Source organism: Bradyrhizobium sp. 179, from assembly GCF_023073535.1.
Lineage (GTDB): Bacteria > Pseudomonadota > Alphaproteobacteria > Rhizobiales > Xanthobacteraceae > Bradyrhizobium.
Map to the genome: position 1 here is coordinate 32,733 of NZ_JADPJR010000097.1, position 19,624 is coordinate 52,356.

A 19,624-nucleotide genomic window follows, 5' to 3' on the forward strand; every position below is an offset into this window, starting at 1 on the left:
ATGGCAGACGGATCGATCGGACTGTGGACCGTCCCGCTCGCCGTGCTCGGCGGCGCCATTCGCGTCTCCACGCCGTTCCTGTTCGTGAGCTTAGGGGAATGCATCACCGAGCGCTCCGGCCGCATCAATCTCGGCCTCGAAGGCACGTTGGTGATGGGCGCGATGAGCGCCTATGGCATCTCCTATCTCACGGGCTCACCGTGGCTTGGCGTGCTCGCCGCCGGCATCACCGGCGCGCTTTTGGGCGCGCTGCACGCCGGCATCTGCTCGCTGCCGCGCGTCAACGACGTTGCAGTCGGCATTGCGCTGATGCTGTTCGGCACCGGGCTTGCCTTCTACCTTGGAAAGCCGCTCATCGAGCCCACCGCGCCGCGGCTGCCCGCCATCGATTTCGGCTGGTGGAGCGACGTCCCGCAGGTCCGCGCTGCGCTGCGTGTCAACGTCCTTTTCCTGATCGGCCTCGCGCTTGCGCCGATCCTGTACTGGGCCTTCCGCACCACGCGCTGGGGCTTGCTCATCCGTACCGCTGGCGAGAGCTCGGACGCCGCGCGCGCGATGGGCCACTCCGTGCTGCTGATCCGCCTGCGCGCCACCATGGTCGGCGGCTTCCTCGCCGGCATCGGCGGCTCGTTCCTCTCGCTGTTCTATCCCGGCAGCTGGAACGAGGGACTCTCCTCGGGCCAGGGCATCACGGCGGTCGCGCTCGTGATCTTCGCACGCTGGGATCCTCTGCTGTGCCTATGGGCCTCGCTCGCCTTCGGCGGCGCCGCGGCGCTGGGGCCGGCGCTGCAATCTGTCGGCGTCACCTCCGGCTATCACCTCTTCAATGCCGCGCCCTACATCCTGACGCTGGCGATCATGATCGTCACCTGCTCGCCCAAACGCACACTGACCGGCGCCCCGGCCGAATTGTCGATCGCCCGCTAGAGAGCAGGATTATGCCCGAGCGCCACATCAAATCCGAACCCTATGCCTGGCCCTACAACGGCGATCTTCGTCCCGAGAATACGGCCCTCATCATCATCGACATGCAGACCGATTTCTGCGGCGTCGGCGGTTATGTCGACAAGATGGGCTACGACCTCTCGCTGACGCGGGCACCGATCGAGCCGATCAGGAAGCTGCTCGCTGTGATGCGCAGCCAAGGCTTCCATATCATCCACACCCGTGAAGGCCACCGCCCCGATCTCTCCGATCTTCCCGCTAACAAGCGCTGGCGCTCGCGCCAGATCGGCGCCGGCATCGGCGATCCCGGGCCCTGCGGCCGCATCCTGGTGCGTGGCGAGCCCGGCTGGGACATTATCCCGGAGTTGGCACCGCTGCCGGGCGAGCCGATCATCGACAAGCCGGGCAAGGGCTCGTTCTGCGCCACCGACTTGGAGCTGATCCTGCGCGTGCGCGGCATCGATAATATCGTGCTGACCGGGATCACGACCGACGTCTGCGTTCACACTACGATGCGCGAGGCCAACGATCGCGGCTTCGAATGCGTGCTGCTGCACGATTGTTGCGGTGCGACCGACAAGAGCAACCATGACCACGCGCTGAAGATGATCAAGATGCAGGGCGGCGTGTTCGGCGCGGTCTCAACCTCCGATGCCGTCATCGGAGCGATTTCGTGATCATCGGCGAAACCCCACCGCCGTCAGGCGCCTTCGGCGTCGACGCCGTCGCCATGACGATGCGCTTCGGCGATTTCCTGGCGCTGGACAATGTCGAGCTGAAAGTGCGGCCGGGCTCCTTCCACGCGCTGCTCGGCGAAAACGGCGCCGGCAAGTCGACCCTCGTCAAATGCATCATGGGCTATTACCACGCGACCGAAGGCGGCATCCTCGTCGGCGGGCGCGAGCAGGCGATCGGCAATCCGAAGGAGGCCCACGCGCTCGGGCTCGGCATGGTCTATCAGCATTTTACGCTGGTGCCCGCGATGACCGTCGCGGAAAACCTCGTGCTGGCCCGCGACGACGTGCCGGCCGTGGTGAACTGGCCGAAGGAGATGAAGGAGCTCGAAGCGTTCTTGAGCCGCATGCCCTTCAAGGTGCCGCTCGGCGCGAAAGTCGCGGACATCTCTGCCGGCGAACGGCAGAAGTGCGAGATCCTCAAGCAGCTCTGCCTCAAGCGTCGCTTCTTGATCCTGGACGAGCCGACCTCGGTGCTCACGCCGGCAGAAGCCGACGAGGTGCTCGGCATGCTCCGCGATATGGTCGTACGGGGCGAGCTGACCATCCTGATGATCACGCACAAGTTCCGCGAGGTCATGGCCTTCGCCGATGACGTCACGATCCTGCGTCGCGGAAAGCTCGCCGGAGCCGGCAAGGTCGCCGAGCTCACGCCGGACGCGATGGCACGCACCATGATCGGCGCCGAGCAATTGACGGTGCAGCCGCCGCGCACCGGCGCGGCTGGCCAAGCCAGGCTCGAGCTGCAAAAGCTTCGCGCACTCGACGATGCCGGCGCAGTCGCCGTGCATGACGTCTCGCTCACCGTCCGCGCCGGCGAGATCGTCGGCATTGCAGGTGTTTCTGGCAACGGCCAACGCCAACTGGTCGAGGTGCTGGCGGGCCAGCGCGAGGCCGAAAGCGGCGAGATCCGTGTTGCCGGCGATCCCTACCGCGCCAGCCGTGAGGAAATGCGGCGGCACAAGATGTCGCTTCTGCCCGAGGAGCCGCTGAAGAACGCCTGCGTCGGCGGCATGAGCGTCGCCGACAACATCGCCTTCCGTGAATTCGACCGTGCACCCTTCGCCCGTGGCGGCTGGTGGCTCAATCGCGGCGCCTTTCGCGACGACGCCAGGGCGAAGATCGCGCAGTACAAGATCAAGACCCGCACGCCGGACACGCCGATCTCGGCCCTGTCGGGCGGCAACGTGCAACGCGCCGTGCTCGCCCGTGAGCTAGGCGGCGATGTCGAGGTTCTGATCGCGGCCAATCCCTGTTTCGGCCTCGACTTCGCCGCGGTGGCGCAGATCCACGCCGAGATCATGGCCGCGCGCAACCGCGGCGCCGCCGTGCTGCTCGCCAGCGAGGACCTTGATGAGCTGCTCGAACTGTCCGACCGGCTGGTGGTGATGTTCCACGGCGAATTCGTGTATGAAGCACCGACCAGCGAGGCCGATCTCACCGTGATCGGCCGGCACATGGCGGGACACTGACCAGGGACTAGCGATGAGCGGCGCATCCGAGTGGGACGAGCACTTTCTGCGTCTAGCCTTCGCGGTCGCCCGCCGTTCCCTCACCCATGGCAATCATCCCTTCGGCTGCATCGTCGTCGATGCCGACGGCAACGTGCTGATCGAGACCGAGAACGGCTATCTGCCGGATCATGACGGCACCGCGCATGCCGAGCGCTTGGCGGCGACGCAGGCCTGCCGCACGCTCAGTCGCGAGGTGTTGGCGATGGCGACGCTCTATTCCTCCGCAGAACCCTGCGCGATGTGTTCTGGCGCGATCTACTGGGCCGGCATCGGCCGCGTGGTCTACGGTCTCAGCGAGCACCGCCTGCGCGGCCTTACCGGCAACCATCCGGAGAATCCGACGCTCGACCTACCCTGCCGCGAGGTCTTTGCCAGCGGACAGCGCCCGACCGAGGTGGTCGGGCCTTTGCTGGAGGACGAGGCCGAGGCGCTGCACGAGGGCGTGTGGACGAAGTAGCAGCATATCCAAAAGGGGATGACGCCGCGGAGGTTCGACGCGGCGCCATCGTCTTTCACCTGGAGAGCGTCAGATGACTAGAACTTTACGGTGATACCGGAGTAGAGCGAGGACTCGGTGCAGGAGCCGGTGCTCACCGTCCGGCCACCGACGGCCGTGGTACAGCCGACGGCAAGATTGTGATCGAGGCCGAATTTGTTCTGCCAATAGCGATAGGCCACCCAGACATCCACGAAGTGGGAGTACTTGTCACCCCAGGCTGCCTTCGAGGCATCGAAGGTCAGACGGATCGGTTCTGAGTTTAGCTCAACCGCGGTGTTGTAGACGCCATCAGCCGGGCTGTAGGGCAGCGGCTCGGTGTCGGTGCCCTTCTTGCCGTACCATCCGGCACGGCCGCTGATCGAGAAGTACTGCATGTTCGGCGGCAGGAAGCCGAGGTCCATGTAGTAATTGACTTCGACAGCCCAGGTTGGCTTGAACGACGTGTTGCCGTCCGCCAGACACGTGATTCCGGGAACGCCTGGGCCGAACAGGCCACACTGGCTGAAGGAATTGTGGTTGGCGAACTCCCAATAGACCAGCGGCGCGACGTTGATGTAGCCCTTGTAGGGCAGGTCGAACGCGAACTGCAGACCGCCGACGACGTCGCGCTTGGCGGCGCCGAAATACCTGTTCTCGGTATTGGCGTCCATGCCGACTTCGAACGAGATGTTGTGCAGCGGCCCCGCGCTGAAAGCCTTGGTGTCGAAGAGCTCGTTCCAGCCGAAAGTCGAACGGAACAGGCCATAGATTTCGGTCGCCCCGGCGCAGGATGCCGGCGTGCCGAAGATCGTGCCCGCATTGGGGCACGGCCCGGCCGGGTCATTGTGATCCGACTTGTACATCGAGATGGTGAAGAAGTTCGTGCCGTACGCCCAGGCGTCGAAATGGGTGAACGAGTAGACCTGCTTTGTGGTCTTGCTGTTGATCGACCCATCCGGCCGGAACGACCACGCGCCCGGCTGCGAAGCGTTGAAGATGTACGAGAAGGTGACGCGGTTATCGATGACCAGGAAGAACGGAAGGTCCGGCGCCTTCTTGGCCGCCTTCACCGGCAGATCCGCCGCCTGAGCTAGGCCACCGCTGGCCAGCGTAGCAAGTGACAGCGCCGCTGCTGCCATTGCCGTGTAACGAAACGACATCCTGAATACCCCCAAGTTTGGACGTTTAAAAATGAACGTCCCTGGGTGCGACACTTGCGCCGATCTCCCGGAGTGCGAAGCCTCAACTTTTCACATGGCGTGCCGTTTGTTTCGGCAGCACGCGACGAATCAGGGAGGAGATTTCAAAGTGCCCGCACGCGGTAAGCACGAGCGGCGAGGATCGCTATTGCCGAACATTCCCGATTGTTTTTATTCGGATTTTCTGATCGCGCCCCGAGTTGAAGCAGCCGTCGCGACCGCTGTGCTCTGAGCGATGGATGGACGGCCCTACGATTGCTCAACATGGCGTCAAGCTTGCCCAGAGGGTTCCGATTTGGCGTGAACCGTCACAAAATTGCAACAGGCACCGCAGCGATCGTCACTCGATACCCATGGACCGGCACACGGCACTGCCACGCCTGCCGCGGCGTTGAGCAAGGCATGACGCTTTTTCGCATCTTACGCGGCGGGTCAAACTAGCTCAGTATTGAGGCACTTCATCCATGCCGATGCATCAGCGAATGTTCGATCCGACGCTTCAAGGCCTGCATTCCAGCGAGCCCCCGCTGCTTCAAACGGTTGGGCTCACCAAACGCTATGGGGACTTCATCGCCAACGATTCCATCGACATCGAGATCCGGCCGAGGGAAATCCACGCGTTGCTCGGCGAGAACGGCGCCGGCAAGTCGACGCTGGTCAAGGCAATCTACGGATTGATCCAGCCCAGCGCGGGCGAGATCCGCTGGCACGGCGAACCAATCGTGCTGTCCGGTCCCTCCGACGCGCGCAGCCGCGGCATCGGCATGGTGTTCCAGCATTTCTCGTTGTTCGACAATCTCACCGTCGCCGAGAACGTCGCGCTCGGCCTCGATGGCAAGGAACCCTTCAAGGACATGTCGGCGCGGCTGGAGCAGGTGTCGAAGACCTACGGACTGCCGCTCGATCCCCGGCGCGAGGTCTGGCAATTGTCCGTCGGCGAGCGCCAACGTATCGAGATCGTCCGCGCGCTGATGCAGGATCCGAAATTCCTGATCCTGGACGAGCCCACCGCGGTGCTCACGCCGCAGGAGGCCGACCAGCTCTTCATCGTGCTGGAGCGGCTCAAGGCCGAAGGCCGCGCCATCCTCTATATCAGCCACAAGTTAGACGAAGTGAAGCGGCTGTGCGACACCGCAACGATCCTGCGCGGCGGCAGGAAGATCGAGACCTGCAATCCCCAGCGCGAGACCGCCGCCTCGCTCGCGCGCATGATGGTCGGCGGCGAGATCAAGCAAGTGAGGGCCCCATCCGGTCGCAAGACCACTGTGCCGCGGCTCGTCGTCAACGATCTCTCGCTGGCCCCTGCCGAGGCGCATGGCGTGCGGCTCGAGCACATTTCGTTCGAGCTGAAGGGCGGCGAGATCCTGGGCATCGCCGGCGTCGCCGGCAACGGCCAGGATGAGCTGTTCGCCGCACTCTCCGGTGAGCGCCTGTCGAGGGACCCCGGCACCGTCGTGATCGAGGGTATTGCCGCCGGCCATCTCTCGATCACGCAGCGGCGCAAGCTGGGCGCCGCCTTCGTTCCCGAGGAGCGGCTCGGTCACGGCACTGCACCGCGCATGAAGCTGTCCGAGAATGCGCTGCTCACCGGGCATGCCGCCAGCGGCATGGTTCGTCACGGCTTCATCGATACCGCGGCGACGCTCAAGACCGTCGACCGCGCGACCGAAACGTTCGACGTGCGCAAGGCCAGGCGCGATCCGGAAGCAGCATCGCTTTCCGGCGGCAATCTGCAGAAATTCATCGTCGGACGCGAGATCCTGCGTAACCCCGCGGTGCTGGTGGTGAGCCAGCCGACCTGGGGCGTCGACGCCGGCGCCGCCGCAATCATCCGCCAGGCGCTGCTTGATCTCGCAACCGCAGGCGCCGCGGTGCTCGTAACCAGCCAGGACCTCGACGAGCTCGCGGAGATCGCCGACCGCATCGCCGTGATGTTTCACGGCCGGCTGTCGGCCCCACTTGCCGCCAGCGAGGCGAGCCGCGAAAAGCTCGGCCTTCTGATGGGCGGCAGCAGCCTGGAGCCGAAGGAAGCCACGCATGCAGTTGGTGCTTGAGGAGCGCGCCGAGCGCTCCAACACGATCGCGCTGATCTCGCCGCTGATCGCGATCGGCCTGACGATCGTGACGATGGTCATCCTGTTCGCGATCCTCGGCAAGAATCCGCTGCTCGCTTTGCATGCCTATGTTATCGCGCCCCTGACCGACGGCTATTCGCTCCAGGAGATCGCCGTGAAGGCGACACCGCTGGTGATGATCGCGATCGGGCTCTCGCTCTGCTATCTCGCCAATGCCTGGAATATCGGCGCCGAGGGACAATTCCTGATCGGCGCCGTCGCCGGAAGCTGGATCGCGGTGAAGACGCAAGGTACTGACGTCGGCCCTTGGGTTTTGCCGGCCATGCTCGTGCTCGCCGCTGCCGCGGGCGCGCTCTATGCGCTGATTCCGGCGATCTGCAAGGTGAAGTTCGGCGCCAGCGAAATCCTGACCAGCCTGATGTTGGTCTATGTCGCCGACCTCTTCCTCGACTATCTCGTGCGCGGGCCCTGGCGCGATCCGCACGGCTTCAACTTCCCCACCACGGCCGAGTTCGATCCGATAGCGACGGTGCCGCTGCTGATCGAAGGCGGCAGGCTGCATCTCGGCGCGATGATGGCCCTGCTCGTCGTCGCAGCCGTGGCGATCCTGCTGGGGCGCACCATCAAGGGCTTTGAGATCCGCGTGGTTGGCGCAGCGCCGCGTGCCGCGCGGTTCGGCGGCTTCAATGCCAACCAGCTCGTCATCCTCACCTTCGCCATCTCCGGTGCGCTGGCGGGCCTCGCCGGTATCATCGAGGTCGCGGGCCCCGTCGGGCATCTCCAGCCTGGCATTTCGCCTGGTTACGGCTTTACTGCGATCATCGTGGCCTTCCTTGGCCGGCTGAACCCGCTTGGAATATTAATTGCAGGCCTGTTCCTCGCATTGACCTTTATCGGCGGCGAGCAGGCGCAGATCGCGATGAAGATTCCGTTGGATGTCACCAAGGTTTTCCAGGGCATTCTGCTGTTCTACGTGCTCGCCTGCGATTCCCTCATTCTCTACCGTTTCAAGCTGCTCTTCCCGAACCGACAGGTGACCCGTGGAGCTGGTTGAGGCCATCATCCTCGCGGTGCTCGCGGCGTCGACGCCGCTGCTGATTGCTGCGACCGGTGAGCTCGTGACCGAGCGCTCCGGCGTGCTCAATCTCGGTGTTGAGGGCATGATGATCGTCGGTGCGGCCTGCGGCTTTGCCGGCGCGTGGCTCACCGAATCCACCTTCATTGGTGCGCTGTTCGGCATCGTCGCGGGCACGTTGATGTCACTGATCTTCGCGCTGATGACGCTCGGGCTCGCCGTCAACCAAGTTGCGACGGGTCTCGCGCTGACCATCCTCGGCATCGGGCTCTCCGGCCTGATCGGCGCCGGCTTCGTCGGAGAGCGCATCACGCCGGCAGTGCACCTCACCATTCCCGGCCTCACCGAGATCCCGCTGATCGGGCGCGTGCTGTTCGGCGAGGACGGTTTCGTCTACTTCTCGGTCGCACTGATCGTCGGCGTCTGGTGGTTCCTGCACCGCACGCGTGCGGGATTGATCCTGCGCGCCTGTGGCGACAATCATGCCTCCGCGCATGCGCTCGGCTATCCCGTGCTGCGCATCCGCACCTTTGCCGTCATGTTCGGTGGCGCCTGCGCAGGGCTTGCGGGCGCTTATCTGCCGCTGGCCTATACCCCGTTCTTCATTCCCGGCATGACGGCAGGCCGCGGCTGGATCGCACTGGCGCTGGTCGTGTTCTCGTCCTGGCGGCCGGGCCGGCTCGTCGTTGGTGCTTATCTCTTCGGCGCCGTGACGATCCTGCAATTGCACGCCCAAGGCTGGGGCGTCGGCATTCCCTCGCAGTTCATGTCCGCGCTGCCCTATCTCGCAACCGTTATCGTCCTGGTCCTGCTCTCCCGCGCGCGCACCGGCGGCTCGACCGCGCCGGCCGCGCTCGGCACCGTGTTCGTGCCTGACCGCTGAGTTTTCATTTCCGCAGCGTGCGCGATGGGGCGCGCGCGTTGCGGATCATGGCTTTCCCCTGATGTTTGGAGACTGATGATGAGGAAATCACTTCTTGCGCTGGCTGCCGGGCTTTTGCTTGGCGGGAGCTTCGGTGCAGCGTCCGCCGCCGACAAGCTGAAGGTCGGCTTCATTTATCTCGGTCCGATCGGAGACCTCGGCTGGACCTATCAGCATGATCTCGCCCGCCAGGCGCTGGTGAAGGAATTGGGCGATAAGATCGAGACCACCTATCTCGAGAACGTGCCCGAAGGCCCGGACGCCGAGCGCTCGATCGAGCAGCTCGTCCGCGCCGGCAACAAGCTGATCTTCACGACGTCATTCGGCTACATGGACCCGACGCTGAAGGTCGCCAAGAAGTACCCGAACGTGCATTTCGAGCACGCCACCGGCTACAAGCGCAACCCGAACATGTCGACCTATTCGGCGAAATGGTATCAGGGCCGCTACATTCAAGGCCTGATCGCGGCCAAGATGTCGAAGTCCGGCGTGCTGGGCTATATCGGCTCGTTCCCGATTCCGGAAGTCGTCTCCGGCATCAACGCGACGATGCTGGCGGCGCAGACCATCAACCCGAACATCAAGGTCAAGATCATCTGGGCCAACACCTGGTTCGATCCGGGCAAAGAGGCCGACGCCGCCAAGGCGTTGATCGATCAGGGCGCCGACGTCATCATGCAGCACACGGATTCTCCGGCCGCGATGCAGATCGCGAGCGAGCGCGGCAAGCTCGCCTTCGGCCAGGATTCCGAGATGATCAAGTTCGGACCCAAGACCCAGCTGACCTCGATCCTCGACACCTGGGGCCCCTACTACATCGAGCGCGTCAAGGCCGAGCTCGCCGGCACCTGGAAATCCGAGGACACCTGGGGCGGCCTCGACAGCCACATGTTCGCGATGGCGCCCTATACCAACATGCCTGATGACGTGAAGAAAATGGCCGAGGATGCCCAGGCCGCGATCACAGCCGGCAAGCTGCACCCGTTCAAATGCCCGATCATTGGGCAGGACGGCAAGCCGGTCGAGTGCAAGGGCGGCGATCACCTCGATGACGGCCAGATTCTCGGCATGAATTTCTACGTGAAGGGCATCGACGACAAGCTTCCGGGCAAGTAGCACGCTTCTTGCTTTGACCAGATCACCTGCTCCTCCCGGAGGAGGTTCGGAGGGGGTGGCCAGAAGCACCCGGCACTTGTGGTCGCCCCCTCTTTTATCTCAGATGCATGCTGCGCGCCGCCGAGCTGTGGCGGCGGATGAGGTCCGCCACATCGAGGCCCGGGATGGCGCCATCAACCACGGCCCATCGTCCCGCAACCATCACCCGATCGGCCCGATGCGCCCCGCACAGCACCAATGCCGCCAGCGGATCGCCATGGCCGGAGAAGCGCAGCTCGTCGAGCTTGAACAGCGCGAGATCGGCGGCCTTGTCGACCGCGATCTCGCCGAGTTCCGGACGGCCCACGCACGCCGCCGAGCCCCTGGTGGCCCAGCGCAGCGCGTCCTTGTGGCTGACCTTTGTCACGCCGTAACGGGCCCGTTGCAGCAGGAACGCGGCGCGCACCTCCTGCATCAGGTTCGACCCGTCGTTGGAGGCTGAGCCGTCGACGCCGATGCCGACGCCGACGCCGGCCTCCTCCATCTCGCAGACGGGACAGCAGCCGGACGCCAGCAGCTGGTTGCTGCACGCGCAATGGCTGATCGTCGTCCTGGCCTTACCGAGCCGCTTGATCTCGTCGGCTTTGAAGAAAATTCCGTGAGCGAGCCAGGTTCGCGCATGCAGCCAGCCGCATTGTTCGAGATAGTCGAGCGGGCGGCAGCCATACATCTGCTCGCAGAACTTGTTCTCGTCCTCGGTCTCGGCGAGATGGGTGTGCAGGCGCACATCGAGCTTGTCGGCGAGCTCGGCAGTGGCGCGCATCAAGGATGTCGTCACGGAGAATGGCGAGCACGGCGCGAGCGCGATCTGCACCATCGCATCCGCACCGCGCTGATGATGCTTGGCGACCACGCGCGCGCTGTCGGCGAGAATGGTGTCCTCGTCCTGCACGACGCTGTCGGGCGGCAGGCCGCCGTCGCGCTGCGACAGGTTCATCGAGCCGCGCGTGAGCAACACGCGCAAACCGAGCCGCTCCGCCACCGCCACCTCGATATCGACAGCGTCTTCGAGACCTGCCGGGAATACGTAATGGTGATCGGTCGTCGTCGTGCAGCCCGACAACAGCAGTTCCGACATCGCGACGGTGACGCCGAGCTCCAGCGCCTCCGGCGTCAGCTTCGCCCACACGGGATAAAGCGCCTGGAGCCAGGGAAACAGCTCGCGATCCATCGCCGCCGGCAGCGCCCGCGTCAGCGTCTGGTAGAAATGGTGATGTGTATTGATGAGGCCGGGCAGTACGACGTGTTCACCGGCATCGAACACCGCGACATCCGCGGTCGCAGGCGTCCCGCCAGCCGGCACCAGTTCGACAATCCGGCCATCCTTCACCACGACCCCGCGCTCGGCCCCGTCGGCGAGGACGGCCAGGGGGTCCCTGATCCAGATCGCACTTGCGTCGGTCATGATTGCCGCTTCTCCTCACATCCCTGATGGCGGGCCTGCAAGGCCGAGGCCAGGCCCATTGCGTTCCGGCTGCGACTTGTTGTTGCGACTTGGCTCCGGTCTTGCAAGACTTTCTCTTGCCCGATTCACCCGGCGGAAGCGTTGGCGCAGCCATGGATTTGAATACCATCACAGCAGTCGCCCATCCGCAAACACGCGCACAGCTGCCTGCCTGGACGGCAGGCGACGCTTGGCTCGCGGGCGGCACCTGGCTGTTCTCGGAGCCGCAAATACACCTGAGGCGGCTGATCGATCTCACCGACCTGAAATGGCCGGCGCTGACGATCACCGAGAGCCATCTCAGCATCGCCGCCACCTGCACCATCGCAGAGCTCGATAGTCTCGCCTGCCCGTCCGACTGGCTCGCGGCGCCGCTGATCGGCCAGTGCTGTCGGGCCTTCCTTGCTTCGTTCAAGATCTGGAAGACGGCAACGGTCGGCGGCAATCTCTGCATGTCGCTGCCCGCGGGACCGATGATCTCGCTCACATCAGCGCTCGAGGGCATCTGCACCATCTGGAAGGCCGACGGCGGTGAACAGAGGATCTCCGTCCCCGACTTCGTCACCGGCAACCAGCGCAACCGCTTGACGTCAGGCGACCTGGTCCGGCAGATCGATATCCCGATTGCCGCGTTGAGGCGCCGTACCGCGTTTCGCCAGATCTCGCTGGCGCCTGTCGGCCGCTCAGCGGCGCTTCTGATCGGCAGCCTCGATCCGGACGGCACGCTGACTTTGACGGTGACCGCATCGACGGTGCGGCCGATCCAGCTCACCTTTCGCAACAGCCCGGACCCGAATGCGCTTCGCGATGTGATCGCGCAGCAGATCACGGACGACCTGTACCATACCGACATCCATGGTAAGCCGCTCTGGCGCAAGCACATGACGCTGCGGCTCGCGGAGGAGATCCGCGGCGAGCTCCTGGGGGGATCGCCATCATGAGCTTCGAAGTCAACGGCAAGGCGTTTGCGCAGGAGCCGCGCGCCGGCCAGTGCTTGCGCACGTTCCTGCGCGAGCTCGGCCACTTCGGCGTGAAAAAGGGCTGCGATGCCGGTGATTGCGGAGCCTGCACGGTGCTGCTGGATGGCGAGCCGGTACATAGCTGCGTGATCCCGGCGTTCCGCGTCCAGGGGCGCACCGTCACCACGATCGAAGGTCTTGGCGGGGACCACGGCGTCCATCCGATGCAGCAGGCGTTCCTCGATGCGCAAGGCTTTCAATGCGGCTTCTGCACCGCCGGCATGATCCTGACCTGCGCCTCGCTGAACCAGGCGCAGCGCACCGATCTCGGCATAGCGTTGAAGGGCAATATCTGCCGCTGCACCGGTTATCGTTCGATCGAGGATGCGATCCTCGGCAAGACCAATGTCGAGGCGAGCGTCGAGGCCGGCGCCGCATTCGGCCGCAGCCTGCCGGCCCCTGCAGGTCCCGACATCGTGCGCGGCAAGGCGCGCTACACCTTCGACACCGCCATCGACGGACTGCTGCACATCAAGCTGCTGCGTTCGCCTCATGCCCACGCCAGGATCGTTGCGATCGACAAGTCGGGCGCCCTTGGCGTCCCCGGGGTCCAGGCCGTGCTGACGCATGAGGATGCGCCGCCTGTCCTGATTTCGACCGCGCGGCATGAGAAGGAGTGGATGGATCCCGAGGACACCCGCATCCTCGACGACGTCGTCCGCTTCGTCGGCCAGAAGGTTGCCGCCGTCGTTGCCGAGAGCGAAGCGGCCGCCGAGGAGGCGTGCCGTCGGCTGAAGGTCGATTACGAGATCCTGCCCGCGCTGATTGATCCGGAGCAGGCGATGGCGCCGGGCGCGCCCGTCGTTCATCCTGCCCGCACCATCGCGAACCGCGTCGCTGACGCCCAGCGCAATCTCGTCGCGGAGACGCATGGCGAATTCGGCGACGTCGCCGCTGCGCTCGCGACCTCCGCCGTCACCTTCGAGGGCACCTTTCACAGTCATCGTGTGCAGCACGCCGCATTGGAGACCCATGGCGGCCTGGCCTGGCTCGACGACGCGGGCGTGCTCAACGTCCGCACCTCGACGCAGGTCCCGTTCCTGACCCGGCGTGCGTTGGCCGATATCTTCAGGCTTCCCATGGACAAGGTCCGCGTGTTCTGCGAGCGCGTCGGCGGCGGCTTTGGCGGCAAGCAGGAGATGTTCGTCGAGGACGTCCTGGCGCTCGCTACGCTCAAGACCGGGCGGCCGGTGAAACTCGAGCTGACCCGCGAGGAGCAGTTCATCGCGACCTCGACGCGCCACCCGATGCGGGTCCACATCAAGGCCGGCGCGGATGCCGCAGGCAAGCTCACCGCGCTCCAGCTCGACGTGCTCTCCAACACGGGCGCCTATGGCAATCACGCCGGCCCCGTGATGTTCCACGCGCTGGCGGAATCCATCAGCGTCTATAATTGTCCGAACAAGCGCGTCGACGGCGCCGCCGTCTACACCAACACGGTGCCGGCGGGTGCGTTTCGTGGCTACGGCCTGCCGCAGGCATTGATCGCGGTGGAGGCCGCGATCGACGAGCTGGCGAAGCAGCTCGGCATCAGTCCCTACGAAATGCGCCGGCGCAACATCGTCAGGCCCGGCGATCCCATGCTGTCGCCGCCGCCGTCCGAATATCACGACGTCGTCTATGGCTCCTACGGGCTCGACCAGTGCCTCGACCTCGTCGAGCGCGCGATGCAGGCCGATGGCCCGCAACCGGACCTGTCGCCGGAATGGCTGATCGGCGACGGCATCGCGCTGACCATGATCGACACGGTGCCCCCGGCGGGCCATATCGCCGACGCTATGATCGCGCTCAACGACGACGGCAGTTTCGACCTGACCGTCGGCACTGCCGAGTTCGGCAACGGCACCAGCACCGTGCACCGGCAGATCGCGGCAACGACGCTTGCGACCACCGTCGACAGGATCCGCCTGCGCCAATCCGACACCGCCCATGGCGGGCACGACACCGGCGCCTATGGCAGCGCGGGCATGTTTGTTGCCGGCAAGGCGACGCATGCGGCGGCCATCCAGCTTGCGACCGAGCTGAAGGCGACGGCCGCAGACGCCTGGCTGTGCGATGCTGGGAGCTGCGCGCTTGAAGCTGACGCCGTCGTTAGCGGCGTACGGCGCATGCCTTTTACGGAGCTGGCGAAGCTCGCGCGCGAACGGAGACAGCCGTTGGCAGGCATCGGCAATTCGGACGGCACCCCCCGCTCGGTCGGCTTCAACGTGCAGGGTTTTCGCGTTGCCGTGAACAAGGGCACCGGCGAGCTCAAGATTCTCAGGAGCGTGCATGCGGCCGACGCCGGCGTCGTCGCCAATCCCATGCAATGCCGCGGGCAGGTCGAAGGCGGTGTCGCGCAGGCGCTCGGCGCCGCGCTCTACGAGGAGATGGTGATCGACGCAGACGGCCGCGTCAGCAACCCGAAGTTCCGCGACTACCACCTGCCCTCCTATGCCGACGTGCCCCGCACCGAGGTGTTCTTCGCCGAGACGTCCGACACGATCGGACCGCTGGGCGCGAAATCGATGAGCGAGAGTCCGTACAATCCGGTCGCGGCCGCGCTCGGCAACGCGATTGCCGATGCCACCGGCATCCGCTTCACCGCGCCGCCCTTCAAGCCGGACCGGCTGTTTCCAGCGCTGCTCGAGAAGTTTGGCGGCTAGAGCGGGATGGTTCGCTTCACCTCTCCCGTAGGGAGAGGTCGGAACGCATCGAAGATGCGATCCGGGTGAGGGGTTTGGGTCTCACTGAGTCCCACCGCCCCTCACCCGGATTGCTCGCAATCCGACCTCTCCCCGTCGGGGAGAGGTGAACCAACGACAGCCCATCGAACTTACATGCTTTAGCTGCCGCGATAGGTCGAATAGCTCCACGGCGTGACCAGGAGCGGCACGTGATAGTGCCCCTCCGGCTCGCTGACCGCAAAGCGCAGCGGAATTTCGTCGAGGAACGGCGGGTCGGACAACGGCACGTTACGCTCGGCGTAATATCTGGCAACGCTGAACCTGAGCTCGTAGCGGCCGATCGGCACGGGGCGACCGCTGATCAGCGGCTGATCCGTGCGGCCGTCCGAGTTGGTCACAGTGCGCGCAATGACACGGCTCTCGCCGAGGCTCGCAAGCTCGACCAGCTCGACCGGGATGCCGGGCGCGGGCTTGCCCGTGTGATTGTCGAGCACATGCGTCGACATCCGGCCGTGCACCTTCAGCTTGTCGCGGGCGACGATGAGCTGATCCAGCCGCAGCGCGGAGATGCGGCCGATCTCCTCGATCGCACGCCTTGTCTCGGTCTTGACGATGTTGAGCAGCCGCGTCTCGAAGTCACGCAAGATCGAATCCCTGCTGTGACGGCGCACGCAGACGATATAGGGGAAGCCGAACTTGTCCCGATAGGCATTGTTGACGCGCTCGAACGCCGCGAATTCGGCGTCCGACAGGCGGTCGAGGCCGGCGCTGTTTTGCTCGTCGGTCGATTCCGCCGTGAGACCGGCGGCGCGCTGCGTCTTGTTGGCAAGATCGGGATGCGCACGGATCAATGCCAATTGCACGTCCGGTTCAGCGCTCTGGATCGCCGCCATCAGCGCGGCGTGCAACTGGTTGATGCCCGCGAACGGCCGCTTGCCGGCGAGCTGCTCGGCGATCCATGGCGAATATTCGACGACGTTGGCGAGTGCCGCGACGAAATCGGCTTTGCTTGCGGCGTTGAGGTCGGCCAACGAGATCTGCGACATCACCCTCTCACTCGATCTCGAATGCGTCGGCCGCAAGGTGCGCGTGCTTGTCGTGCCAGTGCTGCGCGATCTGCAATCGCGTCGGCACCCAGACGCGCTCGTGCCTGCCGATGTAATCCAGGAAGCGCATCAGCCCCGCAGCGCGGCCAGGCCGGCCGGCAAGGCGGCAGTGCAGACCGACCGACATCATCTTCGGCGCGGTCTGCCCTTCGGCATAGAGCACGTCGAAGGCATCCTTCAGATAGGTGAAGAACTGCTCGCCGTCGGCAAACCCTTGCGGGTTGATGAAGCGCATGTCGTTGGCATCTAACGTGTAGGGAATGATTAGCTGCTTGCCGCCTGCGCGCTTGACCCAATAGGGCAGATCGTCGGCATAGGAGTCGCAGAGATAGAGGAAGCCGCCCTCCTCCATCAGGAGACGGTTGGTGTTGATGGAGGAGCGCCCGGTGTACCAGCCGAGTGGCCGCGATCCGGTCGCCTCGATGTGGACGCGGATGGCTTCGGCGATCTCGGCGCGCTCCTGCGCCTCGGTCATGTCCTTGTGCTCGATCCACTTCAGGCTGTGGCTGGCGATGTCCCAGCCCGCCTCCTTCATGGCAGCTACGATTTCCGGATTGCGTTTCAGCGCGGTCGCGACTCCGAACACGGTGGCCGGCCAGTTGCGTTCGCCGAACATCCGCCACAGCCGCCAGAAGCCTGCGCGCGAGCCATATTCGAACATCGATTCGATGTTGGCGTGGCGCTGGCCCGGCCAGGGCTGCGCCCCGAGCACGTCGGACAGAAAGGCTTCCGAGGCGCGGTCGCCGTGCAGAATATTGTTCTCGCCGCCTTCCTCGAAATTGACGACGAACTGCACCGCGACCCGCGCGTTGCCGGGCCACTCGGGATGCGGCGGATTGCGGCCGTAACCGCGAAGATCGCGCGGGTAGCTTGCGTCGGTCACTCAGACTTCCTCGAAGCGGATCGGTAGAGCGCCCTTCCACAGCACGCTCTTGCCGAGCGTCGCCAGATTCTCCAGGCCCGAAGTCATCGTGATGAAATGGTTGCCGGCGAGCTGGCCCATCTTGCTCGCGAAATGCACGCCACCATAGGCGAGCAGGATCTCGGTCTCGCTGATGCCGCCGGGATAGAGGATGATCTGGCCGGGCGCAGGATAGCTCGTGTGGTTCTCGTAGCCGACGCCGAAATCGAAATCGCCGAGCGGCATCCACACCCCTTCGCCACTCCAGCGCACATGGATGATGTGACTTTCGAACGGCAGCGCCTTGCGGAAGGCGGCGACAGTCTTGGGTGCCAGCTGCTCCTCGAAGCGGGCATCGAAGGTGAAATCGCCGGCGCGGATAACGAGTTTGCTCATCTCATCTCTCTGGGTCGGGGGCGTAGCCCACCGTGGACTCCTCGGCAAAGAGCATTCCGTCGGGCTTCGCGCAAGGGGCGTAGCCGCATCACCGGCGGTCGTAGGACCAGCCGAAAATGCCGCTCCGCCGGATCTCCGGCTCCGCGGCAGGCAGCGGCGCCTCCTTCAGTTCCGTGTGCGGCGACGGGGGCGGCGCCGGCAGGGTCTCGCATGTCATGGAGTAGACCAACTTGCCATCCGCCGTACGCCCGATCAGGGCACAGGGGTCCGGATGCGCCGCCGTGGTCTGCGGCTTCATCTTGACTTGCGCAGCCGCCGGCGAGGCGATCAGCAGCAGAACCAGCAGATATCTCGACATCGTTGTCGCCTGAAAACTCAACGCGACCATTGAACCGGATTGCGGCGGGCAAGTCCACCGGCGCCGCGGGCGCGATTGCGGAATATTTAGCCGAATGCGCACACCGCCTTCGCATTCTCGCGGCGCGTTTCGCCCGAGCTTTGCTTCGTCGCTCCACCCTCTCAAGCGAAGAGGGCGCAGGGAAAAATAAATATGCGCGTGGGTGCGCAGAGACCCCAGTGGAATGCCTACGCCATTGATCTAGCGACGATTTCTAACACATAGTGCCATGAGCTTCTTTATGCCTCCCCACACACCATTGGGACAAAACCGGGACACTCATGGCACGCAAGGTCCGCCACAGCGCGCTGGAATCGCGTAGCGCTCGATTGAAACTGCAGGTTCGCCGCAAACCCTACAGAGGCCCGTCACTCGCGCGCGGAGTCTCGCTGCTCTACCGACGTAACAAGGGCAGCGGCGCTTGGGTGGTCAAAACTTCGAACGGCCACGGCGCCTACTGGACCAAGGCGTCGGGGTTGCCGATGACTATGGCGATGCAAACGGCAAGGACGTGCTTCAAGCGCAGGGCGTCGCGAAACAACTCGCGCGTGGCGGTGATGGCGCTGGCGACAATGCACCCATCACGGTTGACGTCGCGCTGAAGGACTACAAGCGCGATCTCGAAGCGCGCGGAGCCAATCCTTACAACGCTGAAAGCCCGCGCGTGCATCTCACGGCCGTGCTGCTGGCCACACCTGTGTTGCTACTCACCGCGACCGAGTTGCGGAAATGGCGCGATGGCCTGCTTGGCAAGATCAAGCCCGCCACGATCAACCGGGTCTGCAGGTGCTTGTGCGCAGCGCTGGAACAGGCAAGGCAGCACGACGAACGCATTCAGAATCGGCAGGCGTGGGAAGTCGGGCTGGTCCGCTTGCCGGATGCGCAGGAAGCACGCAACGTCATTCTCTCCGACGACAAGGTGCGTGACTTCGTCAGCACGGCCTACGCACATGACCATCAGCTCGAGCTCTTGGTGGATACGCTGGCGGTCACCGGCGCGCGCCCGTCACAAGCCGTCCGGCTACGGGTCGAGGATTTTCACGACGATCCGCTGCGGCCAAAACTGATGATGCCGAAATCAGCCAAGGGCGGCGGACGCAATCGCGCCAAGAAGAAACATGAACGCTATTCGGTGCCGACCACCGTGCAGCTCGCGACGAACCTGCGCCAAGTTGCAAAGGGCCGCGCCGATGATGCGCCGCTCTTGCTGCAGAGCAGTGGCACGCCATGGGGCGCCAATCCGGGCCAGACCTATCATCGCCAGATCGACAAGATTGTCGCCGCGATCGGTCTCGACCCGAGCGTCGTGACGATCTATGCGTTGCGTCACAGCTCGATTGTTCGGATGCTGTTGCAGAACATTCCGATCCGGCTGGTCGCGAGTTTGCATAACACAAGCGTTCAAATGATCGAGCGCACGTACAGCAAGTACATCACCGAGCACTCCGACGACATTTCCCGCAAGGCGCTGCTGCGGTGTGTTCCGCCGATCGGCGACAACGTGATTGCGATCGCAGGTCGATCTACAGAAACTGTAGGTCGAGCGAATGAGCTTGCTACCGCGGAGTCGAGGCGACAACCGTCAGTGGCTAGTTAGA

General features: G+C 64.5%; 17 protein-coding genes. 11 read left to right on the forward strand and 6 right to left on the reverse strand.

What is annotated here, in order from left to right; genetic code table 11:
- Genes IVB12_RS22100 through IVB12_RS22115 form a run of 4 tightly spaced genes read left to right on the forward strand, consistent with a single transcriptional unit; the run spans position 1 to position 3,650 of the window.
- The gene (locus IVB12_RS22100) at positions 1-927 is read left to right on the forward strand and encodes an ABC transporter permease (protein ID WP_247301859.1); all 927 of its coding nucleotides are present in this window, start codon (positions 1-3) and stop codon (positions 925-927) included.
- Positions 928-938: 11 nt separating this feature from the next.
- The gene (locus IVB12_RS22105; protein WP_247301862.1) at positions 939-1,622 is read left to right on the forward strand and encodes an isochorismatase family cysteine hydrolase; all 684 of its coding nucleotides are present in this window, start codon (positions 939-941) and stop codon (positions 1,620-1,622) included.
- Positions 1,619-3,151, forward strand: a complete 1,533-nt coding sequence (locus tag IVB12_RS22110; RefSeq protein ID WP_247301863.1) for an ABC transporter ATP-binding protein — start codon at positions 1,619-1,621, stop codon at positions 3,149-3,151. Before IVB12_RS22105 ends, IVB12_RS22110 begins: the two co-directional genes overlap by 4 nt.
- 13 nt (positions 3,152-3,164) lie before the next feature.
- Positions 3,165-3,650, forward strand: a complete 486-nt coding sequence (locus IVB12_RS22115; protein ID WP_247301878.1) for a nucleoside deaminase — start codon at positions 3,165-3,167, stop codon at positions 3,648-3,650.
- A 77-nt stretch (positions 3,651-3,727) separates the two neighbouring features.
- On the opposite strand, the gene IVB12_RS22120 is transcribed toward IVB12_RS22115, so the two are convergent.
- The gene (locus IVB12_RS22120) at positions 3,728-4,831 is read right to left on the reverse strand and encodes a hypothetical protein (RefSeq protein ID WP_247301881.1); all 1,104 of its coding nucleotides are present in this window, start codon (positions 4,829-4,831) and stop codon (positions 3,728-3,730) included.
- 503 nt (positions 4,832-5,334) lie between these two features.
- On the opposite strand from IVB12_RS22120, the gene IVB12_RS22125 reads away from it, so the two are divergent.
- The 4 genes from IVB12_RS22125 to IVB12_RS22140 all read left to right on the forward strand — a co-directional run bounded on the left by IVB12_RS22125 (position 5,335) and on the right by IVB12_RS22140 (position 10,058).
- Positions 5,335-6,924, forward strand: coding sequence for an ABC transporter ATP-binding protein (locus IVB12_RS22125; RefSeq protein ID WP_247301884.1), 1,590 nt, complete (start codon positions 5,335-5,337; stop codon positions 6,922-6,924).
- The gene (locus tag IVB12_RS22130; RefSeq protein WP_247301887.1) at positions 6,908-7,999 is read left to right on the forward strand and encodes an ABC transporter permease; all 1,092 of its coding nucleotides are present in this window, start codon (positions 6,908-6,910) and stop codon (positions 7,997-7,999) included. The genes IVB12_RS22125 and IVB12_RS22130 overlap by 17 nt, the downstream gene beginning before the upstream one ends.
- Positions 7,986-8,903, forward strand: coding sequence for an ABC transporter permease (locus IVB12_RS22135; protein ID WP_247301890.1), 918 nt, complete (start codon positions 7,986-7,988; stop codon positions 8,901-8,903). Before IVB12_RS22130 ends, IVB12_RS22135 begins: the two co-directional genes overlap by 14 nt.
- Positions 8,904-8,981: 78 nt before the next feature.
- On the forward strand, positions 8,982-10,058 hold the full coding sequence (locus IVB12_RS22140) for a BMP family ABC transporter substrate-binding protein (protein ID WP_247301892.1): 1,077 nt from the start codon (positions 8,982-8,984) through the stop codon (positions 10,056-10,058).
- Between the two features lie 94 nt (positions 10,059-10,152).
- Here the strand turns inward: IVB12_RS22140 and IVB12_RS22145 are convergent, their stop codons facing one another.
- Entirely contained in the window at positions 10,153-11,502 is a 1,350-nt protein-coding gene (locus IVB12_RS22145; RefSeq protein ID WP_247301909.1) for an 8-oxoguanine deaminase, read from the reverse strand.
- Positions 11,503-11,654: 152 nt separating this feature from the next.
- Here IVB12_RS22145 and IVB12_RS22150 point away from each other — a divergent pair, with 152 nt between their 5' ends.
- Positions 11,655-12,482: an FAD binding domain-containing protein gene (locus IVB12_RS22150; protein ID WP_247301912.1), complete on the forward strand. Its 828-nt coding sequence runs from the start codon at positions 11,655-11,657 to the stop codon at positions 12,480-12,482.
- Positions 12,479-15,205 carry a molybdopterin cofactor-binding domain-containing protein gene (locus tag IVB12_RS22155; protein ID WP_247301914.1) on the forward strand — a complete coding sequence of 909 codons (2,727 nt, stop codon included), beginning with the start codon at positions 12,479-12,481 and terminating at the stop codon, positions 15,203-15,205. Before IVB12_RS22150 ends, IVB12_RS22155 begins: the two co-directional genes overlap by 4 nt.
- 179 nt (positions 15,206-15,384) lie before the next feature.
- Here the strand turns inward: IVB12_RS22155 and uraD are convergent, their stop codons facing one another.
- The 4 genes from uraD to IVB12_RS22175 all read right to left on the reverse strand — a co-directional run bounded on the left by uraD (position 15,385) and on the right by IVB12_RS22175 (position 17,987).
- Positions 15,385-16,272, reverse strand: coding sequence for a 2-oxo-4-hydroxy-4-carboxy-5-ureidoimidazoline decarboxylase (uraD, locus tag IVB12_RS22160; RefSeq protein WP_247301917.1), 888 nt, complete (start codon positions 16,270-16,272; stop codon positions 15,385-15,387).
- A gap of 7 nt (positions 16,273-16,279) precedes the next feature.
- Positions 16,280-17,215 (reverse strand): allantoinase PuuE, encoded by a 936-nt coding sequence (gene puuE / locus IVB12_RS22165; RefSeq protein WP_247301920.1) that lies wholly within the window; start codon positions 17,213-17,215, stop codon positions 16,280-16,282.
- The gene (locus tag IVB12_RS22170) at positions 17,216-17,629 is read right to left on the reverse strand and encodes a DUF3830 family protein (RefSeq protein WP_247301922.1); all 414 of its coding nucleotides are present in this window, start codon (positions 17,627-17,629) and stop codon (positions 17,216-17,218) included. It abuts the gene before it with no gap.
- A gap of 88 nt (positions 17,630-17,717) precedes the next feature.
- Positions 17,718-17,987, reverse strand: a complete 270-nt coding sequence (locus IVB12_RS22175) for a hypothetical protein (RefSeq protein ID WP_247301924.1) — start codon at positions 17,985-17,987, stop codon at positions 17,718-17,720.
- A 460-nt stretch (positions 17,988-18,447) separates the two neighbouring features.
- On the opposite strand from IVB12_RS22175, the gene IVB12_RS22180 reads away from it, so the two are divergent.
- Positions 18,448-19,623, forward strand: a complete 1,176-nt coding sequence (locus tag IVB12_RS22180) for a site-specific integrase (RefSeq protein ID WP_247301926.1) — start codon at positions 18,448-18,450, stop codon at positions 19,621-19,623.
- The last annotated feature ends 1 nt before the right edge of the window (position 19,624 follow it).

Excerpts from the sequence above, each read along its gene's own strand:
- IVB12_RS22100 (WP_247301859.1), top strand. The coding sequence starts at position 1 with ATGGCAGACGGATCGATCGGACTGTGGACCGTCCCGCTCGCCGTGCTC.
- IVB12_RS22105 (WP_247301862.1), top strand. The coding sequence starts at position 939 with ATGCCCGAGCGCCACATCAAATCCGAACCCTATGCCTGGCCCTACAAC.
- IVB12_RS22115 (WP_247301878.1), top strand. The coding sequence starts at position 3,165 with ATGAGCGGCGCATCCGAGTGGGACGAGCACTTTCTGCGTCTAGCCTTC.
- IVB12_RS22120 (WP_247301881.1), bottom strand. The coding sequence starts at position 4,831 with ATGTCGTTTCGTTACACGGCAATGGCAGCAGCGGCGCTGTCACTTGCT.
- IVB12_RS22125 (WP_247301884.1), top strand. The coding sequence starts at position 5,335 with ATGCCGATGCATCAGCGAATGTTCGATCCGACGCTTCAAGGCCTGCAT.
- IVB12_RS22130 (WP_247301887.1), top strand. The coding sequence starts at position 6,908 with ATGCAGTTGGTGCTTGAGGAGCGCGCCGAGCGCTCCAACACGATCGCG.
- IVB12_RS22140 (WP_247301892.1), top strand. The coding sequence starts at position 8,982 with ATGAGGAAATCACTTCTTGCGCTGGCTGCCGGGCTTTTGCTTGGCGGG.
- IVB12_RS22145 (WP_247301909.1), bottom strand. The coding sequence starts at position 11,502 with ATGACCGACGCAAGTGCGATCTGGATCAGGGACCCCCTGGCCGTCCTC.
- IVB12_RS22150 (WP_247301912.1), top strand. The coding sequence starts at position 11,655 with ATGGATTTGAATACCATCACAGCAGTCGCCCATCCGCAAACACGCGCA.
- IVB12_RS22155 (WP_247301914.1), top strand. The coding sequence starts at position 12,479 with ATGAGCTTCGAAGTCAACGGCAAGGCGTTTGCGCAGGAGCCGCGCGCC.
- uraD (WP_247301917.1), bottom strand. The coding sequence starts at position 16,272 with ATGTCGCAGATCTCGTTGGCCGACCTCAACGCCGCAAGCAAAGCCGAT.
- IVB12_RS22170 (WP_247301922.1), bottom strand. The coding sequence starts at position 17,629 with ATGAGCAAACTCGTTATCCGCGCCGGCGATTTCACCTTCGATGCCCGC.
- IVB12_RS22175 (WP_247301924.1), bottom strand. The coding sequence starts at position 17,987 with ATGTCGAGATATCTGCTGGTTCTGCTGCTGATCGCCTCGCCGGCGGCT.